General features: G+C 68.3%; 16 protein-coding genes. 5 read left to right on the top strand and 11 right to left on the bottom strand.

Going from position 1 to position 15,347, the window contains the following annotated elements; all coding sequences use genetic code 11:
* Window positions 1–223: 223 nt before the first annotated feature.
* Window positions 224–1,378, top strand: coding sequence for a lycopene cyclase family protein (locus tag ACWEH3_RS24495; protein WP_450014933.1), 1,155 nt, complete (start codon window positions 224–226; stop codon window positions 1,376–1,378).
* A complete protein-coding gene (gene ku, locus ACWEH3_RS24500) occupies window positions 1,375–2,358 on the top strand; it encodes a non-homologous end joining protein Ku (RefSeq protein WP_450014934.1) in 984 nt (327 codons plus the stop codon). Before ACWEH3_RS24495 ends, ku begins: the two co-directional genes overlap by 4 nt.
* 32 nt (window positions 2,359–2,390) lie before the next feature.
* On the opposite strand, the gene ACWEH3_RS24505 is transcribed toward ku, so the two are convergent.
* The 3 genes from ACWEH3_RS24505 to ACWEH3_RS24515 all read right to left on the bottom strand — a co-directional run bounded on the left by ACWEH3_RS24505 (window position 2,391) and on the right by ACWEH3_RS24515 (window position 5,450).
* On the bottom strand, window positions 2,391–3,002 hold the full coding sequence (locus ACWEH3_RS24505; RefSeq protein ID WP_452358388.1) for a hypothetical protein: 612 nt from the start codon (window positions 3,000–3,002) through the stop codon (window positions 2,391–2,393).
* Window positions 3,003–3,103: 101 nt separating this feature from the next.
* Window positions 3,104–4,435: an NAD(P)/FAD-dependent oxidoreductase gene (locus tag ACWEH3_RS24510; protein ID WP_450014936.1), complete on the bottom strand. Its 1,332-nt coding sequence runs from the start codon at window positions 4,433–4,435 to the stop codon at window positions 3,104–3,106.
* A gap of 148 nt (window positions 4,436–4,583) precedes the next feature.
* A complete protein-coding gene (locus ACWEH3_RS24515) occupies window positions 4,584–5,450 on the bottom strand; it encodes a MetQ/NlpA family ABC transporter substrate-binding protein (RefSeq protein ID WP_450014937.1) in 867 nt (288 codons plus the stop codon).
* Between the two features lie 130 nt (window positions 5,451–5,580).
* Here ACWEH3_RS24515 and ACWEH3_RS24520 point away from each other — a divergent pair, with 130 nt between their 5' ends.
* Genes ACWEH3_RS24520 through ACWEH3_RS24530 form a run of 3 tightly spaced genes read left to right on the top strand, consistent with a single transcriptional unit; the run spans window position 5,581 to window position 8,140 of the window.
* On the top strand, window positions 5,581–6,453 hold the full coding sequence (locus ACWEH3_RS24520) for a MetQ/NlpA family ABC transporter substrate-binding protein (RefSeq protein WP_450014938.1): 873 nt from the start codon (window positions 5,581–5,583) through the stop codon (window positions 6,451–6,453).
* Complete coding sequence (locus ACWEH3_RS24525) at window positions 6,450–7,466, top strand: methionine ABC transporter ATP-binding protein (RefSeq protein WP_450014939.1); 1,017 nt, start codon at window positions 6,450–6,452, stop codon at window positions 7,464–7,466. Before ACWEH3_RS24520 ends, ACWEH3_RS24525 begins: the two co-directional genes overlap by 4 nt.
* A gap of 11 nt (window positions 7,467–7,477) precedes the next feature.
* Window positions 7,478–8,140 (top strand): methionine ABC transporter permease, encoded by a 663-nt coding sequence (locus tag ACWEH3_RS24530; protein ID WP_195042705.1) that lies wholly within the window; start codon window positions 7,478–7,480, stop codon window positions 8,138–8,140.
* A gap of 1 nt (window position 8,141) precedes the next feature.
* On the opposite strand, the gene ACWEH3_RS24535 is transcribed toward ACWEH3_RS24530, so the two are convergent.
* From ACWEH3_RS24535 to ACWEH3_RS24570, 8 genes are all read right to left on the bottom strand, one after another.
* Window positions 8,142–8,570, bottom strand: coding sequence for a DUF4189 domain-containing protein (locus ACWEH3_RS24535; RefSeq protein ID WP_355070838.1), 429 nt, complete (start codon window positions 8,568–8,570; stop codon window positions 8,142–8,144).
* 303 nt (window positions 8,571–8,873) lie between these two features.
* Window positions 8,874–9,212 carry a metal-sulfur cluster assembly factor gene (locus ACWEH3_RS24540; protein ID WP_355071057.1) on the bottom strand — a complete coding sequence of 113 codons (339 nt, stop codon included), beginning with the start codon at window positions 9,210–9,212 and terminating at the stop codon, window positions 8,874–8,876.
* Window positions 9,213–9,294: 82 nt separating this feature from the next.
* The gene (sufU, locus tag ACWEH3_RS24545; RefSeq protein WP_379251864.1) at window positions 9,295–9,762 is read right to left on the bottom strand and encodes a Fe-S cluster assembly sulfur transfer protein SufU; all 468 of its coding nucleotides are present in this window, start codon (window positions 9,760–9,762) and stop codon (window positions 9,295–9,297) included.
* 3 nt (window positions 9,763–9,765) lie between these two features.
* Window positions 9,766–11,019, bottom strand: a complete 1,254-nt coding sequence (locus ACWEH3_RS24550; RefSeq protein ID WP_450014940.1) for a cysteine desulfurase — start codon at window positions 11,017–11,019, stop codon at window positions 9,766–9,768.
* Between the two features lies 1 nt (window position 11,020).
* Window positions 11,021–11,806: a Fe-S cluster assembly ATPase SufC gene (sufC, locus tag ACWEH3_RS24555; RefSeq protein ID WP_450014941.1), complete on the bottom strand. Its 786-nt coding sequence runs from the start codon at window positions 11,804–11,806 to the stop codon at window positions 11,021–11,023.
* Window positions 11,807–11,843: 37 nt separating this feature from the next.
* Window positions 11,844–13,022, bottom strand: a complete 1,179-nt coding sequence (sufD, locus tag ACWEH3_RS24560; RefSeq protein WP_450014942.1) for a Fe-S cluster assembly protein SufD — start codon at window positions 13,020–13,022, stop codon at window positions 11,844–11,846.
* Window positions 13,022–14,458, bottom strand: a complete 1,437-nt coding sequence (gene sufB, locus ACWEH3_RS24565; RefSeq protein ID WP_067801810.1) for a Fe-S cluster assembly protein SufB — start codon at window positions 14,456–14,458, stop codon at window positions 13,022–13,024. Before sufB ends, sufD begins: the two co-directional genes overlap by 1 nt.
* Complete coding sequence (locus tag ACWEH3_RS24570) at window positions 14,455–15,264, bottom strand: helix-turn-helix transcriptional regulator (protein ID WP_450014943.1); 810 nt, start codon at window positions 15,262–15,264, stop codon at window positions 14,455–14,457. Before ACWEH3_RS24570 ends, sufB begins: the two co-directional genes overlap by 4 nt.
* Window positions 15,265–15,347: the final 83 nt, after the last annotated feature.

Raw genomic sequence — 15,347 nt, forward strand, 5'->3', positions numbered from 1 at the left:
ACACATTCCGTCGGTGCGCCCGGTCCGGCCACCTGCCCGCACGCTCCGGCGTGGGAAGGCAACCGAGCCAGGCCGGACGCACTTCCGCCCGCGGGGCGGGCGATCCGGACCCCGCGACAGCTTTCGCGGAACGTTCACTTCGCGGGTCCGGACCTCCGCGCCGGAACGTGTTCGACGCCGTGGCTGCGCGACGCTCCAGCGAGCAGATGAGAGGCTCGAACGCATGCATCGCAACAATGCTTCCGCGAATCCGGACGAGCCCGGCATGAAGCCGGACGTGGTCGTCTGTGGGCTCGGCCCGGCCGGACGCGCCCTCGCACACCGGGCAGTGGAGCGCGGACTCACGGTCACCGTGGTCGATCCCGCGCCGGAGCGCCGGTGGACGGCCACCTACGCAATGTGGGCCGACGAACTGCCTGATTGGCTGTCGCCTCAGGTCGTCGCGGCGACGGTGCCCCGGCCGATGGCGTGGGGAACGCGCGCTCACCAATTGGACCGCCCGTACGTGGTGCTGGACACCCCACGACTGCAAAGGACGCTGCACCTGGCCGACGCGAATGTGGTCTCCGAGCGCGCGATCGATGTCGGCCCGGACCGGGTGACCTTGGCCTCCGGCGCGACTATCACCGGCGGCCGGGTGGTCGACGCGCGCGGACTCGCCCGCTCGCCCGCCCGGGCCGAGCAGACCGCCTATGGCGTCATCGTGGACGCCCGGCACTGCGCCGGGCTCGAACCGCTGTTCATGGACTGGCGTCCGGACAACGGCGCCGCCCCGGACGCGCCGCGTTCGTTCCTCTACGCCGTTCCGCTGGACGACGAGCGGGTGCTGCTCGAGGAGACCTGTCTGGCCGGCCGTCCGGCCTTGACCGGCGCGCAACTGCACGCACGCTTGTGCGAGCGGCTCCGCGCCAGGGACGTCCGGCTCACCGGTGACGAACCCGTGGAGCACGTCCGTTTTCCGGTGCAAGGAGGCCGTCCGGGATCACGGAGGTTCGGAGCCGCGGGCGGCTTCCTGCATCCGGCGACCGGATACAGCGTCGGCGCCGCGCTGGCCGCTGCCGACGCGGTGGCCGCGGGCCGGGACGTGTGGCCCGCCACGGCGCGCGTCGTCCACCGGTTGCGCCGCGCCGGACTACGCGCGCTACTGGCGTTGCCGCCCGGCGATCTCCCGCTGTTCTTCGACACGTTCTTCGCGCTTCCCCCGGACGCGCAACGCGCGTATCTGTCCGGCCGCACCGACCTCGCCGGCACGGTCGCGGCGATGAGCGCACTGTTCGCCGCGCTCCCGGGACAGCTGCGTCGGCGTGTCGCGGCCGCGACACTCGGAGTTCCGGTTCCCTCGCGCGGCCGGTGGGCTTCGGCCATGATGGGGGTATGAGGTCGATCTGGAAGGGCTCGATCGCATTCGGGCTGGTGAACGTTCCGGTGAAGGTGTACACCGCCACCGAGGACCACGACATCCGGTTCCATCAGGTGCACGCCAAGGATGGAGGCCGGATCAAATACGACCGCGTCTGCAGCGTGTGCGGCCAATCCGTCCAGTACACCGAGATCGACAAGGCCTACGAGTCGCCGGACGGCGACAAGGTGGTGCTCAGCGACGAGGACTTCGCGAAGCTGCCGGTAGCGGAGAAGCACGAGATACCGGTGCTGCAGTTCGTGCCGTCGGACCAGATCGACCCGATCCTCTTCGAAAAGAGCTACTACCTGGAACCGGACTCCAGCACGCCGAAGGCCTACGTCCTGCTGGCCCGGACGCTGGAGCAGATCGAACGCACCGCCCTGGTGTACTTCACGTTGCGGCAGAAGACCCGGCTTGCCGCGCTGCGCGTGCGCGACGGCATTCTGGTGATTCAGACGCTGCTGTGGCCCGACGAGGTCCGCTCCGTGGAGTTCGAATCACTCGACGGTGTCGCCGAGCCCAGACCGCAGGAGATCAAGATGGCCGAGACGCTCGTCGAGGCCATGTCCGACGACTTCGATCCGGAGCAGTTCACCGACGAGTACCAGATCGAGCTCAAACGCCTGCTCGACGAGGCGATCGCCAGCGGAACCGGCAAGGTGCCCGAACAGCCGGAGCTCGCGCCGAGCGGGATGGACGCCGAGGTGGTCGATCTGGTCGCCGCGTTGCAGCGCAGCCTGGAGGCCAGCGGGCGCAGGACGGCGGGCGGCGACGGGGCCGAGCCGAAGAAGGCCGCGAAGAAGGCCGCGGCCAAGAGCGCCGAAGGCAAGAGCGGCGCCGCCAAGAGCACGGCAGCCAAGAGCAGTGCGTCCAAGAGTGGCGCGTCCAAGAGCGCGGCGAAGAAGACGCCTGCGAAGAAGGCGGCCAAAAAGGCTCCGGCTCGCAAGGGCGCCTGATCTTCTACGACGGGGCCGCCACGACCGCCGAATCAGTCTTGTGCCGCGCGCTGCCTGCCCTCTTCGAAGAACTCCAGCAGGGCCGCGACGGTGTTCACCGCGGTGCGGGGCCGCAGCGCGCCGAACGGCGCGTTCCAGAAGTCGCCGGTTCGCGGAGTCCACGGCCCGATGTAGGCGTAGGGCCCCGGATGAGCGTCGTCTCCCGGCGAAACCCCGTAGTTCACCTCGTCGACTGTGCTCGACAGATCGAAATGCTCCGGCCACAGCACCGGTGTCACGCCGGACGCCAGGCACCGCAACGCCTTGTCCCCCAGCGCGAACCAGTCCTCGATCAGCCCGGCCGCCGAGGGATCCACTTCGATCGCCGAATCGGGATCCACGCCGGTGGTGTCCGCATACACCCCTTCCGGCGGCCCGGGTTCGAAACCCGCGGCCTCGGCAACCTCCCGATACGTCCCCTTCAGCCGCACCCGCCCTTCCGGCCACACCAGTTCCTCCCCGACCACCGAAACCGGCCAACGCACGCCTGCGAAACCCCGGTGCGCGACTGCCAACCGAATAGTGCCGAATTCTCGATACTGCGGCCCGGCGATCAGCAACTCCGCGACCGCGTGCAGCCCGACACGCGACCGCCGATACGTCATCTCGTCCACCCCCGAATCATCTCCGCTGCCGCCGCCCCACCGCACGGGTTCGGCGGGGAAGCGGCCGGTCGCCTCCGCGCTGTCACGAAGACGGCTCTCCCTCATCCTGAGTTCGCGGAAATTCCCTCGCTGGCGCCGAAGCTGGCTTCCTCGTGACTGACGAGCCCAAGGAGAGCGAGAGGGCGGGGTGTGACCGCGATGGTCAGGTAGGAGACCGTGATCGCCCAGCGGTTGACCGCTCGCGGCACGGCGAACGTGTGGTAGGCGCGGGTCACCGCCTTGGCGGGCAGGCCGGACAGGCGGATGCCCATCGGGTTGGCGACCGCGAAGCGCGGCCCCAGGTCGACGACCAGACCCATGTCGCGGTGCTTGTAGTCGGCGGCCGTGCCGATGCCAAGGCTCGCCGCGACGTTCCTGGCCAGCGTCTTGCCCTGGCGTGTGGCGTGCTGCGCGGTGGGCGGAGTGATCCGGCCCGGCTTGGTGAGGTCGGGCACCGCCGCCGCGTCGCCGCCCGCGAAGACGTCCGGGTGGCCGGGCACGTTCAGTTTCGCGCCGACGACCAAGCGGCCCTTCTCCAGCGGCAGGCCGAGCGTGCCGAGCACCGGTGCGCCGGTCACCCCCGTCACCCAGGCCACCGTGCGGGTGGGCACCACCGTGCCGTCGGTGAGCACGACCGAGTTCTCGTCGAGTTTCGTCAGCGAGGTCTCCAGCCGGATCTCGATGCCACGTTTGCGCAGTACCTTCAGCACCTTGTCACTGAGCCGCTCGCCGACCTCGGGCATCACCCTGGGCGCCGTGTCGAGCAGGAGGAAACGTACTTCGGCGGGGTCGAACCCGCGGCGCGCGGCGTAGGCGTCGGCGAGGGCGCGCAACTGCGCGACGAGCTCGGTGCCCGCGTAGGACGCCCCCACGACCACCACGGTGCGGCGCGCGCGCCGCACCTCGGGGTCCTCCTCGTCGTCGGCGAGTTCGAGCTGGCGCAGCAGCTGCTCGCGCAGGTACAGCGCCTCGGCGACGGTCTTGAGCCCGCGCGCGTGCTCGGCCAGGCCGGGTATGTCGAACAGGCGGGTGACCGACCCGGGGGTGAGCACCAGCCGATCCCACGACAGCTGCCGCCGCGGATGATGCTCACCGGCCACCGTGATCGTCTTGTTCCGCAGATCGACCGACCGAGCGTTGGCCACCACCAACCGGACCCGCGGCAGCGAATCCGCCAGTGAGATGGCGACGAACCGAGGGTCGATCAGGCCGCCGGCCACGTCCGGCAGCAGCGGCGTATAGAGCATGTAGTCGTTGGGCGTGACGAGCACGATCTCGATGTCGCGGTTCGCCTTGGCCACGATGCGGCAGAGCTTCTGGGCGCAGGTGAACCCCGCGAACCCGCTCCCGACGATCACGACCCGATGCGGGCTCGCAGTGTTCCCGTCCGGCACGGAGACCTCCTTGGCGTCAGCTCTCCGACGCGATTCCCGCTCAGGCGAGTCCGAAACCGCGCTACCGGTCGCCCGTGGCTCCGCCGACCGGCCCATCGACAGGACCGATTCGGGGTTCGGCAGGCCGAGAGGGCGCGGGGCAGGTTCCCTACTTCCGGAACCGAGCCTCCAGTTCGGCGAGCGTCGCCTGGAGATCGGCCGGACTGTTGGTTTTGAAGATGCCCTGGTACCCGGTTTCCGCGCGGACCGCGGCCTCGACGTCGGGGTCGTGATAGAGCTGCGCGAGTTTCAGCAGCGTCGGGTTGTCCTTGTCGGCGGCGCGGGCGGCGAAGACGTTGATGTACTGCTTCAGTTCCGGACGTTCGGGGTCGTCGGTGTAGATCACCTCGTTGGACGTCAGTCCGGCGGGGCGGGCGAAGGTGTCGTCGACGAAGGCGGCGTCCACGCTGCCGAGCGACTGGGCGGTCAGCGTCGGATCGATGGGCGTGAGCTTCACCCGGGAGGCGACCGGGTCGACGTCCTCGATCTTGGAGTCCCAGCTCGCGCCGCCCTTCAGCACGATGAGCCCGGCCGCGGCGAGGCCGAGCAGGGGCCGCACCTGGTTGGCCGGGTTGTTGCTCAGGGTGATCTCGCCGCCCTTCGGAATGTCGGCCACCGACTTGTGCTTGCGCGAGTACAGCGTCAGCGGGAAGATCTCGGTCGCGCCGATCGGCACCAGCGTGTCGTTGTTGCGGACGTTGTAATTGGCCAGGTACCGCACGTGCTGAAACTTGTTGAGATCGATGCGTCCCTGCGCCAGGGCCGGATTCGGCTGGTTGTAGTCGGTGAAATTGGTGAACTCCACCGTGATGCCCTGCTCCGCCGCCTTCTTGCGGTAGACCTCCCAGTGCGGCAGCGACAGATCGTTGACCCCGATTCGCACCGCGTCGGATCGGTCTTCACCACCGCAGCCCGCCGCGGCGACGGCCAACACGGACACGAGCGGGATCAGCAACAGCCGGAGACGCGAGCGCATTATCAGCAAATTAGACGCTCGTTCAGTTCGTGCGGAGGGTTTCGCTCACCACAATCGAAACCGTTGTCGCCCGCCGCGCCCCGTCGCTTGGATTACCGGGTCATATCGCGACGAGCAATCGGGAGCACGAGTGAAATTCCATCGGGTACTGGCGATCCCGGTCCTGGTAGCGACCGCGGCCTTGACCCTGACCGGCTGCGGCGGTGACGACGCTTCTTCGGACAAGGTAGTGCGCATCGGCACCACCGACAAGGATCACTCCTGGGACGTCTTCGAGCAGCGCGCCAAGGACAAGGGCATCACGCTGCGGATCACCAACTTCTCCGACTACAAGCAACCGAATCTCGCGCTGTCGCAGAAACAGATCGACATCAATCTGTTCCAGCATCTGCAATTCCTGGGCGCCTACAACGTCGCGAACAACGACACCCTGACGCCGATCGGTTCCACCTACATCGTGCCGCTGGGTCTCTACTCGAAGAAGCACAAGTCGGTGGCCGACATTCCGCAGGGCGCGGAGATCGCGATCCCGAACGACCCCACCAATCAGGCGCGAGCGTTGTTCGTGCTGCAAGCCGCGGGGCTGCTGAAACTGTCGTCCGACACCAAGGCGCCGACCCCTGCCGACATCGACAAGGGCGCGTCCAAAGTGCGCGTCACCCCCGTCGACGCCGCGCAGACCGCGCTGTCGCTGGCCTCGGTCGACGGATCGATCATCAACAACACCTTCCTGGAGCGTTCCGGCATCGATCCGCATTCGGCGCTGTACAAGGACGATCCGAAGAACCCCGCCACGGAGCCGTACATCAACGCGCTGGTCACCCGCGCCGAGGACAAGAACAATCCGGTCTATCTGCAGCTCGCCGAGCTGTGGCACGACCCGGAGGTGCAGAAGGCGCACGACGAGGTGACCAAGGGCACCGCCGTCGAGGTGCGGCGCAGCGGCCAGGAACTCGAGCAGATCCTGCAGCGGGTGCAGCAGACCATCCGCGACGGCAAGTGAGCGACGCGGCCGTTCCCGCCGTCGAGTTCCGCTCGGTCACCAAGGTTTTCGGCAAGGGCGCGCAGCGCAATGTGGCGCTCGACGACATCGACCTGCGCATCGAGCAAGGCGAGATCTTCGGCGTGATCGGGTATTCCGGCGCGGGCAAGAGCACGCTGGTGCGGCTGATCAACGCGCTGGAGAAGCCGACGAGCGGCACGGTCGAGATCTCCGGCACACCCATCACCGGCGTGCCGGAACGCCAGGTGCGGCGGCTGCGGCGCGACATCGGAATGGTGTTCCAGCAATTCAATCTCTTCCGCTCCCGCACGGCCGCGGGAAACGTCGAATATCCGTTGAAGGTGGCGGGCTGGAAGCGCGCCGAACGCAAGGCGCGGGTAGCCGAACTGCTGGAGTTCGTCGGGCTGTCCGACAAGGCGCGCAGTTACCCCGATCAGCTGTCGGGCGGCCAGAAGCAGCGGGTGGGCATCGCCAGGGCGCTGGCCACGTCGCCGTCCTTGCTGCTGGCCGACGAGTCCACCTCGGCACTGGACCCGGAGACGACCGGTGAGGTGCTGCGGCTGCTGCGCAAGATCAATCGCGAACTGGGCGTCACCATCGTGGTCATCACCCACGAGATGGACGTGATCCGCGCGGTGGCCGACCGCGTCGCGGTGCTCGCCGAAGGACGCATCGTGGAACTCGCCGACACCTTCGAGGTGTTCGCCACGCCGCAGGCGGCCCCCACCCGCTCCTTCGTCGAGACCGTCCTGCACAACCGCCCCTCCGAGAAGGAACTGCGCCGCCTCGCCGGTCGCCATGGGGGCCGGTTGATCACCGTCGACGTGGACGACGAGCGCGGCATAGGCGCTGCGCTGGCCGCCGCGGCGCACGCCGAGGTCGGGTTCGAGGTGGTCTACGGCGGGGTGAGCAGCCTGCAGGAGAAGACCTTCGGCAGTCTCACCCTGGCGCTGCACGGCCCCGACGACGCCGTCGACAAGGTGGTCGCCGAACTCGAGCGCCGGTCGGCCTGAAAGGAGTTGTCATGCATACCGATTGGGACAAACTCCGGCCGGTGCTGAACGAAGCGATCGGCACCACGCTCTATCTGGTGGCGCTCACGTTCGTGGTCGGCGGCTTCATCGGGTTGCTGCTCGGCACCGCGCTCTACACCACCCGCAAGGGCGGGTTGCTGGCCAACGCGCCGATCAACCTGCTGCTCAACGTGCTCGTCAACGTGGTGCGCCCGATCCCGTTCATCATCCTGCTCGCCGCGCTCGGTCCGGTGACGCTGGAGGTGGTCGGTACCACGATCGGCACCGAGGCGGCGGCGTTCGTCATGATCGTCGCGGCGTCGTTCGGCATCGCGCGCATCGTGGAACAGAACCTGGTCACCGTCGATCCCGGCGTGATCGAGGCGGCGCGCGCGGTGGGCGCGGGGCCGCTGCGCATCATCCTGACGCTGCTGATCCCCGAGGCGCTCGGGCCGCTCATCCTGGGCTACACCTTCGTGGTGATCGCCATCGTGGACATGTCCGCGATGGCGGGCACCGTCGGCGGCGGCGGTCTCGGCGATTTCGCCCTCGTCTACGGCTATCAACGCTTCGACTGGCAGGTCACGCTCGTCGCGACGCTGATCATCATCGCGGGCGTACAGGGCATCCAGTTCTTCGGCAACTGGCTGGCGCGAAAGGTTCTGCGCCGCTGAGCTACCCGGCGGTCGAGGTGCACGCCGTCAAGCGCACGCTCGCGGGCCGGGGAATCGCGCTGCCGAGACTCGGGAACGGCGGGGCGCTGGGACCGAGGACATCGATGGCCCGGCGTTCGGCTTCAGCACGGGTGGGTCCCCACGCCCATCCGTGCTTGCCGTCGGCGCCGCGCACGACAGACCCGCAGGCGTTCCAGAACTGCACGACCGTCTGGCAATCGGTGACACCGCATTGGGCGCGTGCCGCAGCGTCGGCGGCGGCCGCGCTCGCATAGTCCACCGCCGATGTGACCGCGCCGGTGCTGGGCGACAGCGCCAGCGCGCCATAGTAGGTCGCCGCATGCGCCGCACCCGCGGGAGCGCCGACCACGGCGCAGGTGGCGGCGGAGACCGCCGCGAGTCCGAGCGCAGCCTTGTGCGGCACCGACATGTGAGGATCCTCCCCGTTCCGAACGACTCGAAGCTCAAATCTTCATTCGGCCCGTGCACTTTTGTCGAAATGGGCACTTCCCACCATCGGCGGGTGCGCCGACCCGCGCGACGACCCCCTTTTTTCCGAGCTTCCGTCTTCGCCGGAAGCGGAGCGCCGGTCGATTCGGCCGTGCGCGCTCAGGTCGGAACGCGTCGATGATCGTCCCCGAGCGCTCCGCCGGGTAGGCCCGGGCGGCGGATACGACTCAGCCGCCGGGCGCCTTGTTCAGGCGTTACCGGCGGCTGCATCAGTTGCGGCGAATCACACCGTGAAGCCGAGGGCGCGCAACTGTTCGCGGCCGTCCTCGGTGATCTTGTCCGGACCCCACGGCGGCATCCAGACCCAGTTGATCTTCAAGTCCTCCACCAGGCCGCTGCGCACCAGCGCGTTGCGGGACTGGTCCTCGATGACGTCGGTCAGCGGGCAGGCCGCCGAAGTCAGCGTCATATCCAGGACCGCGGTGCTGTCCTCCTCGACGCGCAATCCGTAGACCAGGCCGAGGTCGACGACGTTGATGCCGAGTTCCGGGTCGACGACGTCACGCATCGCCTCTTCGATGTCCTCGAGCAGCTTGATGTCCTCGGCGGACAGCTCGGGCAAATCGGCGGCCGGCGCGGCCTGTTCGGTCTGCTCGGTGGCCGGTGTGTCACTCATGACGCTTCCCCGTTTTCCATCGGACGGTTCAGTTCTCTTCCGCGGCGGGCGCGGGCTGCTCGGGGCCGATCCTGAGGACGGCGTCCTTGAACGCCATCCACCCGAGCAACGCGCACTTCACCCGCGCTGGGTATTTCGAGACGCCTGCCAAGGCGACGCCGTCGCCGATCACGTCCTCGTCGCCTTCGATGGTGCCGCGGCTGGAGATCATCTCACTGTAGGAGTCGACCACCTTCAGCGCCTGTTGCACCGGGAGCCCGATCACCTGATCGGTGAGGATCGAGGTGGCCGCCTGGCTGATCGAGCAACCCTGGCCGTCGTAGGAGACGTCGGTGACGTCACCGTTGTCGTCGAGCTGCACGCGCAAGGTCACCTCGTCGCCGCAGGTCGGGTTCACGTGGTGCACCTCGGCCCCGAACGGCTCGCGCAGCCCCCGGTGGTGCGGGTGCTTGTAGTGATCCAGGATCACTTCCTGGTACATCTGCTCCATGCGCATGACTTATGCAACCCCGAAGAAGCTCTGGGCCTTCCGCACCGCGGCGACCAGCGCGTCCACCTCGGCGAGCGTGTTGTAGACCGCGAACGAGGCGCGCGCGGTCGCGGCGACGCCGAAACGCCGGTGCAGCGGCCACGCGCAGTGATGGCCCACCCGGATGGCCACGCCCTCGTCGTCCAGGATCTGTCCGACGTCGTGGGCGTGGATGCCGTCCACCACGAACGACACCGCGCCGCCACGATCGACGTTCTCGGCAGGCCCGATGATCCGCACGCCGTCGATCCCGGCCAGCCCGTCCAGCGCCGCGCCGACCAGCGTGTGCTCGTGCGCGGCGACGGCGTCCATGCCGATCTCTTCCAGATACCGCACGGCCGCGCCCAGTCCGACCACCTGGGAGGTCATCGGCACGCCCGCCTCGAAGCGCTGCGGCGGCGGCGCGTAGGTGCTGTGGTCCATGAAGACCGTCTCGATCATGGACCCGCCGGTGATGAACGGCGGCATCTCCTCCAGCAGCGAGCGGCGAGCGAAGAGCACGCCGACACCGGAGGGGCCGAGCATCTTGTGCCCGGAGAACGCGGCGAAATCCACATTGAGCGCGCGGAAGTCGACCGGCATGTGCGGCACCGACTGGCAGGCGTCGAGCACGACCAGCGCGCCCACCGCCTTCGCCCGGCGGACCAGCTCCTCGACCGGAGCGACCGCGCCGGTGACGTTGGACTGGTGGGTGAACGCGACCACCTTGGTGGCGGGCGACAGTTCCAGCGAATCCAGGTCGATCCGGCCTTCGTCGGTCACGCCGTACCACTTCAGCGTGGCGCCGGTGCGGCGGGCCAGCTCCTGCCAGGGCACCAGATTCGCGTGGTGCTCCAGCTCGGTGATCACGATCTCGTCGCCGGGGCCCAGGTGGTGCGGGAACCGGTCGTCGGCGAAGGCGTAGGTCACCAGGTTCAGCGACTCGGTGGCGTTCTTGGTGAACACGATCTCGCCCGCGTCCACCCCGACGAACCGCGCGATGTCGGCCCGCGCGCCCTCGTAGGCGTCGGTCGCCTCCTCGGCCAGCTGGTGCGCGCCGCGGTGCACCGCCGAATTGCTGGTGATCAGGAAGTCGCGTTCGGCTTCGAGCACCTCGATCGGCCGCTGCGCGGTCGCGCCGGAGTCCAGGTACACCAACGGTTTCCCATCCCGGACCGTGCGGTTCAGGATCGGGAAGTCGGCCCGGATACGGGCCACGTCGAGGGTGCGGACCGTAGCGGTCATATCAAGCTCCAGCGGTAGCGGTCTGAGTGAAACGAACGTAGCCGTTGGCGTCGAGTTCCTCGGCGAGTTCGGCGCCGCCCTCGGCGACGATGCGGCCGCCGACGAAGACGTGCACGAACTCCGGCTGGATGTAGCGCAGGATGCGGGTGTAGTGCGTGATCAGCAGGATGCCGCCGTTCTCGCGCTCCTTGTAGCGGTTGACGCCCTCGGAGACGATGCGCAGCGCGTCGACGTCGAGACCCGAGTCGGTCTCGTCCAGGATCGCGATCTTCGGCTTGAGCAGGCCGAGCTGGAGGATCTCGTGGCGCTTCTTCTCGCCACCGGAGAAGCCCTCGTTCACGCTGCGCTCGGCGAAGGCGGCGTCGATCTCCAGTTCGCTCATCGACTCCTTCACCTCCTTGACCCAGTGCCGCAGCTTGGGGGCCTCGCCGCGCACGGCGGTCGCGGCGGTGCGCAGGAAGTTCGACATCGAGACGCCGGGAACCTCGACCGGGTACTGCATGGCGAGGAACAGGCCCGCACGGGCGCGCTCGTCCACCGACATCGCCAGCACGTCCTCGCCGTCGAGCGTGATCGAGCCGGAGGTCACCGTGTACTTCGGGTGACCGGCGATCGCGTAGGACAGCGTCGACTTGCCGGAGCCGTTCGGGCCCATGATGGCGTGCGTCTCACCGGACTTCACCGTGAGGTTCACGCCCTTGAGGATCTTGATGGGCTCGATGGGCTCGCCGGACTCGTCGGGATTGGCGACCTCGACGTGCAGGTCCTTGATTTCCAGGGTGGTCATCGAATTCGAATTCCTTTGCCAGGTATGGGGTCGTTGATCAGGCGCCGATGGCGGCGAGTTCGGCCTCGATGGCCGCCTCCAGCCGCTGCCGGACCTCGGGCACCGCGATCTTCTGGATGATCTCGTGGAAGAAACCGCGCACCACCAGGCGCCGGGCGGCGTCCTCCGGGATGCCGCGGGCGCGCAGGTAGAACAGCTGCTCGTCGTCGAACCTGCCGGTCGCGGACGCGTGTCCGGCGCCGACGATCTCGCCGGTCTCGATCTCCAGGTTCGGCACCGAGTCCGCCCGCGCGCCGTCGGTGAGCACCAGGTTGCGGTTCACCTCGAAGGTGTCGGTGCCCTCGGCGGCGGCGCGGATGAGCACGTCGCCGACCCACACGGTGCGGGCGTCGCCCTTGGGCGAGTGCGGATCGCCTTGCAGCGCGCCCTTGTACAGCACATTCGACTTGCAGTTCGGCACGGCGTGGTCGACGAGCAGACGCTGCTCGAAGTGCTGGCCCGCGTCGGCGAAGTAGAGGCCGAGCAGTTCGGCGTCGCCGCCGGGGCCGTCGTAGCGGACGTTGCCGGTCAGCCGCACCAGATCACCGCCCAGGGTGACCGAGGTGTGCCGCAGCGTGGCGTCGCGGCCGAGCTTCGCGTGGTGGGCGGTGGCGTGCACCGCGTCGTCGGCCCAGTCCTGCACGGCCACCACGGTCAGCTTGGCGGAATCGCCGAGCACGAATTCCACGTTCTCCGCGTAGGTTCCGCTGCCGCGCTGGTCGATGACCACGGTGGCCTTGGCGAAGTGCTCCAGCCGGATCTGCAGGTGCCCGTAGGCGGTCTTGCCCTCGCCGGGCCCGGTGATCGTGACGGTCACCGGTTCGGCGACCTCGACCTCCTTGCCGACCGATACCACGGTGGCCTGCTCGAAGCCCGAGTACGCCTGCGCGGCAACGCGGTCGGACGGCACGCCGGCCTCGCCGAGGCGGGCGTCGGAGCGTTCGACCGTCTCCACCGTGACGCCCTCGGCCGCCGCGACCTCGACACTCGCGCGGCCGTCCCGGACCGCGGTGCCGTCCTGCAGTCCACGCAGACGGCGCAGCGGGGTGAACCGCCACGCCTCGTCCTTGGCGGAAGGCACTTCGAAGGCGTTCACGTCGAACGATGTGAAGACCTCGCCCTTGTTGATCGCAGGGGTACGAGCCTCGGCGGCTTCGGCTACGTTCTCCACGGCCATCAGCCGACGGCTCCTTCCATCTGCAGCTCGATCAGGCGGTTCAGCTCGAGCGCGTATTCCATCGGCAGTTCCTTGGCGATCGGCTCCACGAAGCCGCGCACCACCATGGCCATCGCCTCGTCCTCGGTGAGGCCGCGGCTCATCAGGTAGAACAGCTGGTCCTCGGAGACCTTCGAGACGGTCGCCTCGTGACCCATGGTCACGTCGTCCTCGCGGATGTCGACGTAGGGGTAGGTGTCGGAGCGGCTGATCGTGTCGACCAGCAGCGCGTCGCACTTCACCGTCGACTTCGAGCCGTGGGCGCCCTTGTTCACCTGCACCAGGCCGCGGTAGGAGGCCCGGCCGCCGCCGCGCGCCACCGACTTCGACACGATGGTCGAGGAGGTGTGCGGCGCGAGGTGCAGCATCTTCGCACCGGTGTCCTGGTGCTGGCCCTCGCCCGCGAACGCCACCGACAGCACCTCGCCCTTGGCGTACTCGCCGGTCATCCAGACCGCCGGGTACTTCATGGTGACCTTGGAACCGATGTTGCCGTCGATCCACTCCATGGTCGCGCCCGCCTCGGCCTTGGCCCGCTTGGTGACCAGGTTGTAGACGTTGTTCGACCAGTTCTGGATGGTGGTGTAGCGGCAGCGCCCGCCCTTCTTCACGATGATCTCCACCACCGCGGAGTGCAGCGAGTCCGACTTGTAGATCGGCGCGGTGCAGCCCTCGACGTAGTGCACGTAGGCGCCCTCGTCGACGATGATCAGGGTGCGCTCGAACTGGCCCATGTTCTCGGTGTTGATCCGGAAGTAGGCCTGTAGCGGGATGTCGACGTGTACGCCCGGCGGCACGTAGATGAACGAGCCACCCGACCACACGGCCGTGTTCAGCGCGGAGAACTTGTTGTCGCCCGCGGGGATCACCGAGCCGAAGTACTGCTGGAAGATCTCCGGGTGCTCCTTGAGACCGGTGTCGGTGTCCAGGAAGATCACGCCCTGGGCCTCCAGGTCCTCGCGGATCTGGTGGTACACGACCTCGGACTCGTACTGGGCGGCGACACCGGCGACCAGCCGCTGCTTCTCCGCTTCGGGGATGCCCAGCTTGTCGTAGGTGTTCTTGATGTCCTCGGGCAGCTCGTCCCAGGACGCGGCCTGCTTCTCCGTCGAGCGCACGAAGTACTTGATGTTGTCGAAGTCGATGCCGTCGAGGTTGGAGCCCCAGATCGGCATGGGCTTGCGATCGAAGATGCGTAGCGCCTTCAGCCGCTGTTCGAGCATCCATTCCGGCTCGTTCTTCTTCGCCGAGATGTCGCGGACAACCGCCTCGGACAGACCTCGTTGCGCGCTGGCGCCGGCCACATCCGAATCGGCCCAGCCGTAACCGTATTTGCCCAGCGAAGCGATGGCCTCTTCCTGGGTGAGCGGTTGCACCTGGTCGGTGGTCGTCGTCATTCGGCACTCCTTCCGGAGTCGTTCGTTCGTACCGCTGCGGGCTGTGCAGCGGTTGGTGCTGAAGTTCCGGTCCGTTCGGCGGGCAGGACGAGCAGCGGCACGTGCGTGGTGCACGCGCAGTCGCCGTTGGCGATCGTGGCCAGCCGCTGCACGTGGGTGCCGAGCAGCTCGCGGAACGCCTCGAGTTCCGCCGCGCACAGCTGCGGGAACTCCTCGGCGACGTGCGCCACGGGGCAGTGGTGCTGGCAGATCTGCACGCCGGTGCCCACCTTGCGGGTGGTGGCCGCGAACCCGGCGTCGGTGAACGCCTCGGCGATCTCCTCGGCTTTGGCCGCGGTCTGTTCCGTGGTGTGCTCACCGACCGGTTCGATCCCGGCCACGATAGTGCGTGCTCGTTTGCGGGCGAACTCGGTGATGGCCTGTTCGCCGCCGATCTCTCCGAGCTGCCGGATGGCGGCTCCGGCCAGATCGTCGTAGGCGTGGCCGAGTTTGCCGCGTCCGGCCGCGGTGAGCTGGTACTGCTTGGCCGGGCGGCCCCGGCCTTTCTGCTGCCAGGGCGCCGATCGGCTGGCCCGCGCCTGACCCGAATCGATCAGCGCGTCCAAGTGCCTGCGCACGCCCGCCGGGGCCAGGCCGAGCTTGCTCCCGATGGCGGTGGCGGTGATCGGTCCTTCCTCCAGCAGCAGCTGGACGATGGCCGCTCGGGTATGCCCTTCGCCGCCGACCGCCGCGGGCGCAGCGGCCGACCCGGCGCCGGCCCTGCGACCGGCTCCTTCGTCGTTTCTCCGCAAACCCACGGTTTTCACAACATAAGTGTGGCGGAATTCGTTCCCGAAATCTAATAAGGGTGCCCTGAGTCAGCGGCACGGTCGACCTGCGGGGATTCCGG

Source organism: Nocardia sp. NPDC004718 (assembly GCF_053601535.1).

Excerpts from the sequence above, each read along its gene's own strand:
- ACWEH3_RS24535 (WP_355070838.1), bottom strand. The coding sequence starts at position 8,570 with ATGTCGGTGCCGCACAAGGCTGCGCTCGGACTCGCGGCGGTCTCCGCC.
- ACWEH3_RS24505 (WP_452358388.1), bottom strand. The coding sequence starts at position 3,002 with ATGACGTATCGGCGGTCGCGTGTCGGGCTGCACGCGGTCGCGGAGTTG.
- sufD (WP_450014942.1), bottom strand. The coding sequence starts at position 13,022 with ATGGCCGTGGAGAACGTAGCCGAAGCCGCCGAGGCTCGTACCCCTGCG.
- ACWEH3_RS24530 (WP_195042705.1), top strand. The coding sequence starts at position 7,478 with ATGCATACCGATTGGGACAAACTCCGGCCGGTGCTGAACGAAGCGATC.
- sufB (WP_067801810.1), bottom strand. The coding sequence starts at position 14,458 with ATGACGACGACCACCGACCAGGTGCAACCGCTCACCCAGGAAGAGGCC.
- sufU (WP_379251864.1), bottom strand. The coding sequence starts at position 9,762 with ATGCGCATGGAGCAGATGTACCAGGAAGTGATCCTGGATCACTACAAG.
- ACWEH3_RS24515 (WP_450014937.1), bottom strand. The coding sequence starts at position 5,450 with ATGCGCTCGCGTCTCCGGCTGTTGCTGATCCCGCTCGTGTCCGTGTTG.
- ACWEH3_RS24495 (WP_450014933.1), top strand. The coding sequence starts at position 224 with ATGCATCGCAACAATGCTTCCGCGAATCCGGACGAGCCCGGCATGAAG.
- sufC (WP_450014941.1), bottom strand. The coding sequence starts at position 11,806 with ATGACCACCCTGGAAATCAAGGACCTGCACGTCGAGGTCGCCAATCCC.
- ku (WP_450014934.1), top strand. The coding sequence starts at position 1,375 with ATGAGGTCGATCTGGAAGGGCTCGATCGCATTCGGGCTGGTGAACGTT.
- ACWEH3_RS24550 (WP_450014940.1), bottom strand. The coding sequence starts at position 11,019 with ATGACCGCTACGGTCCGCACCCTCGACGTGGCCCGTATCCGGGCCGAC.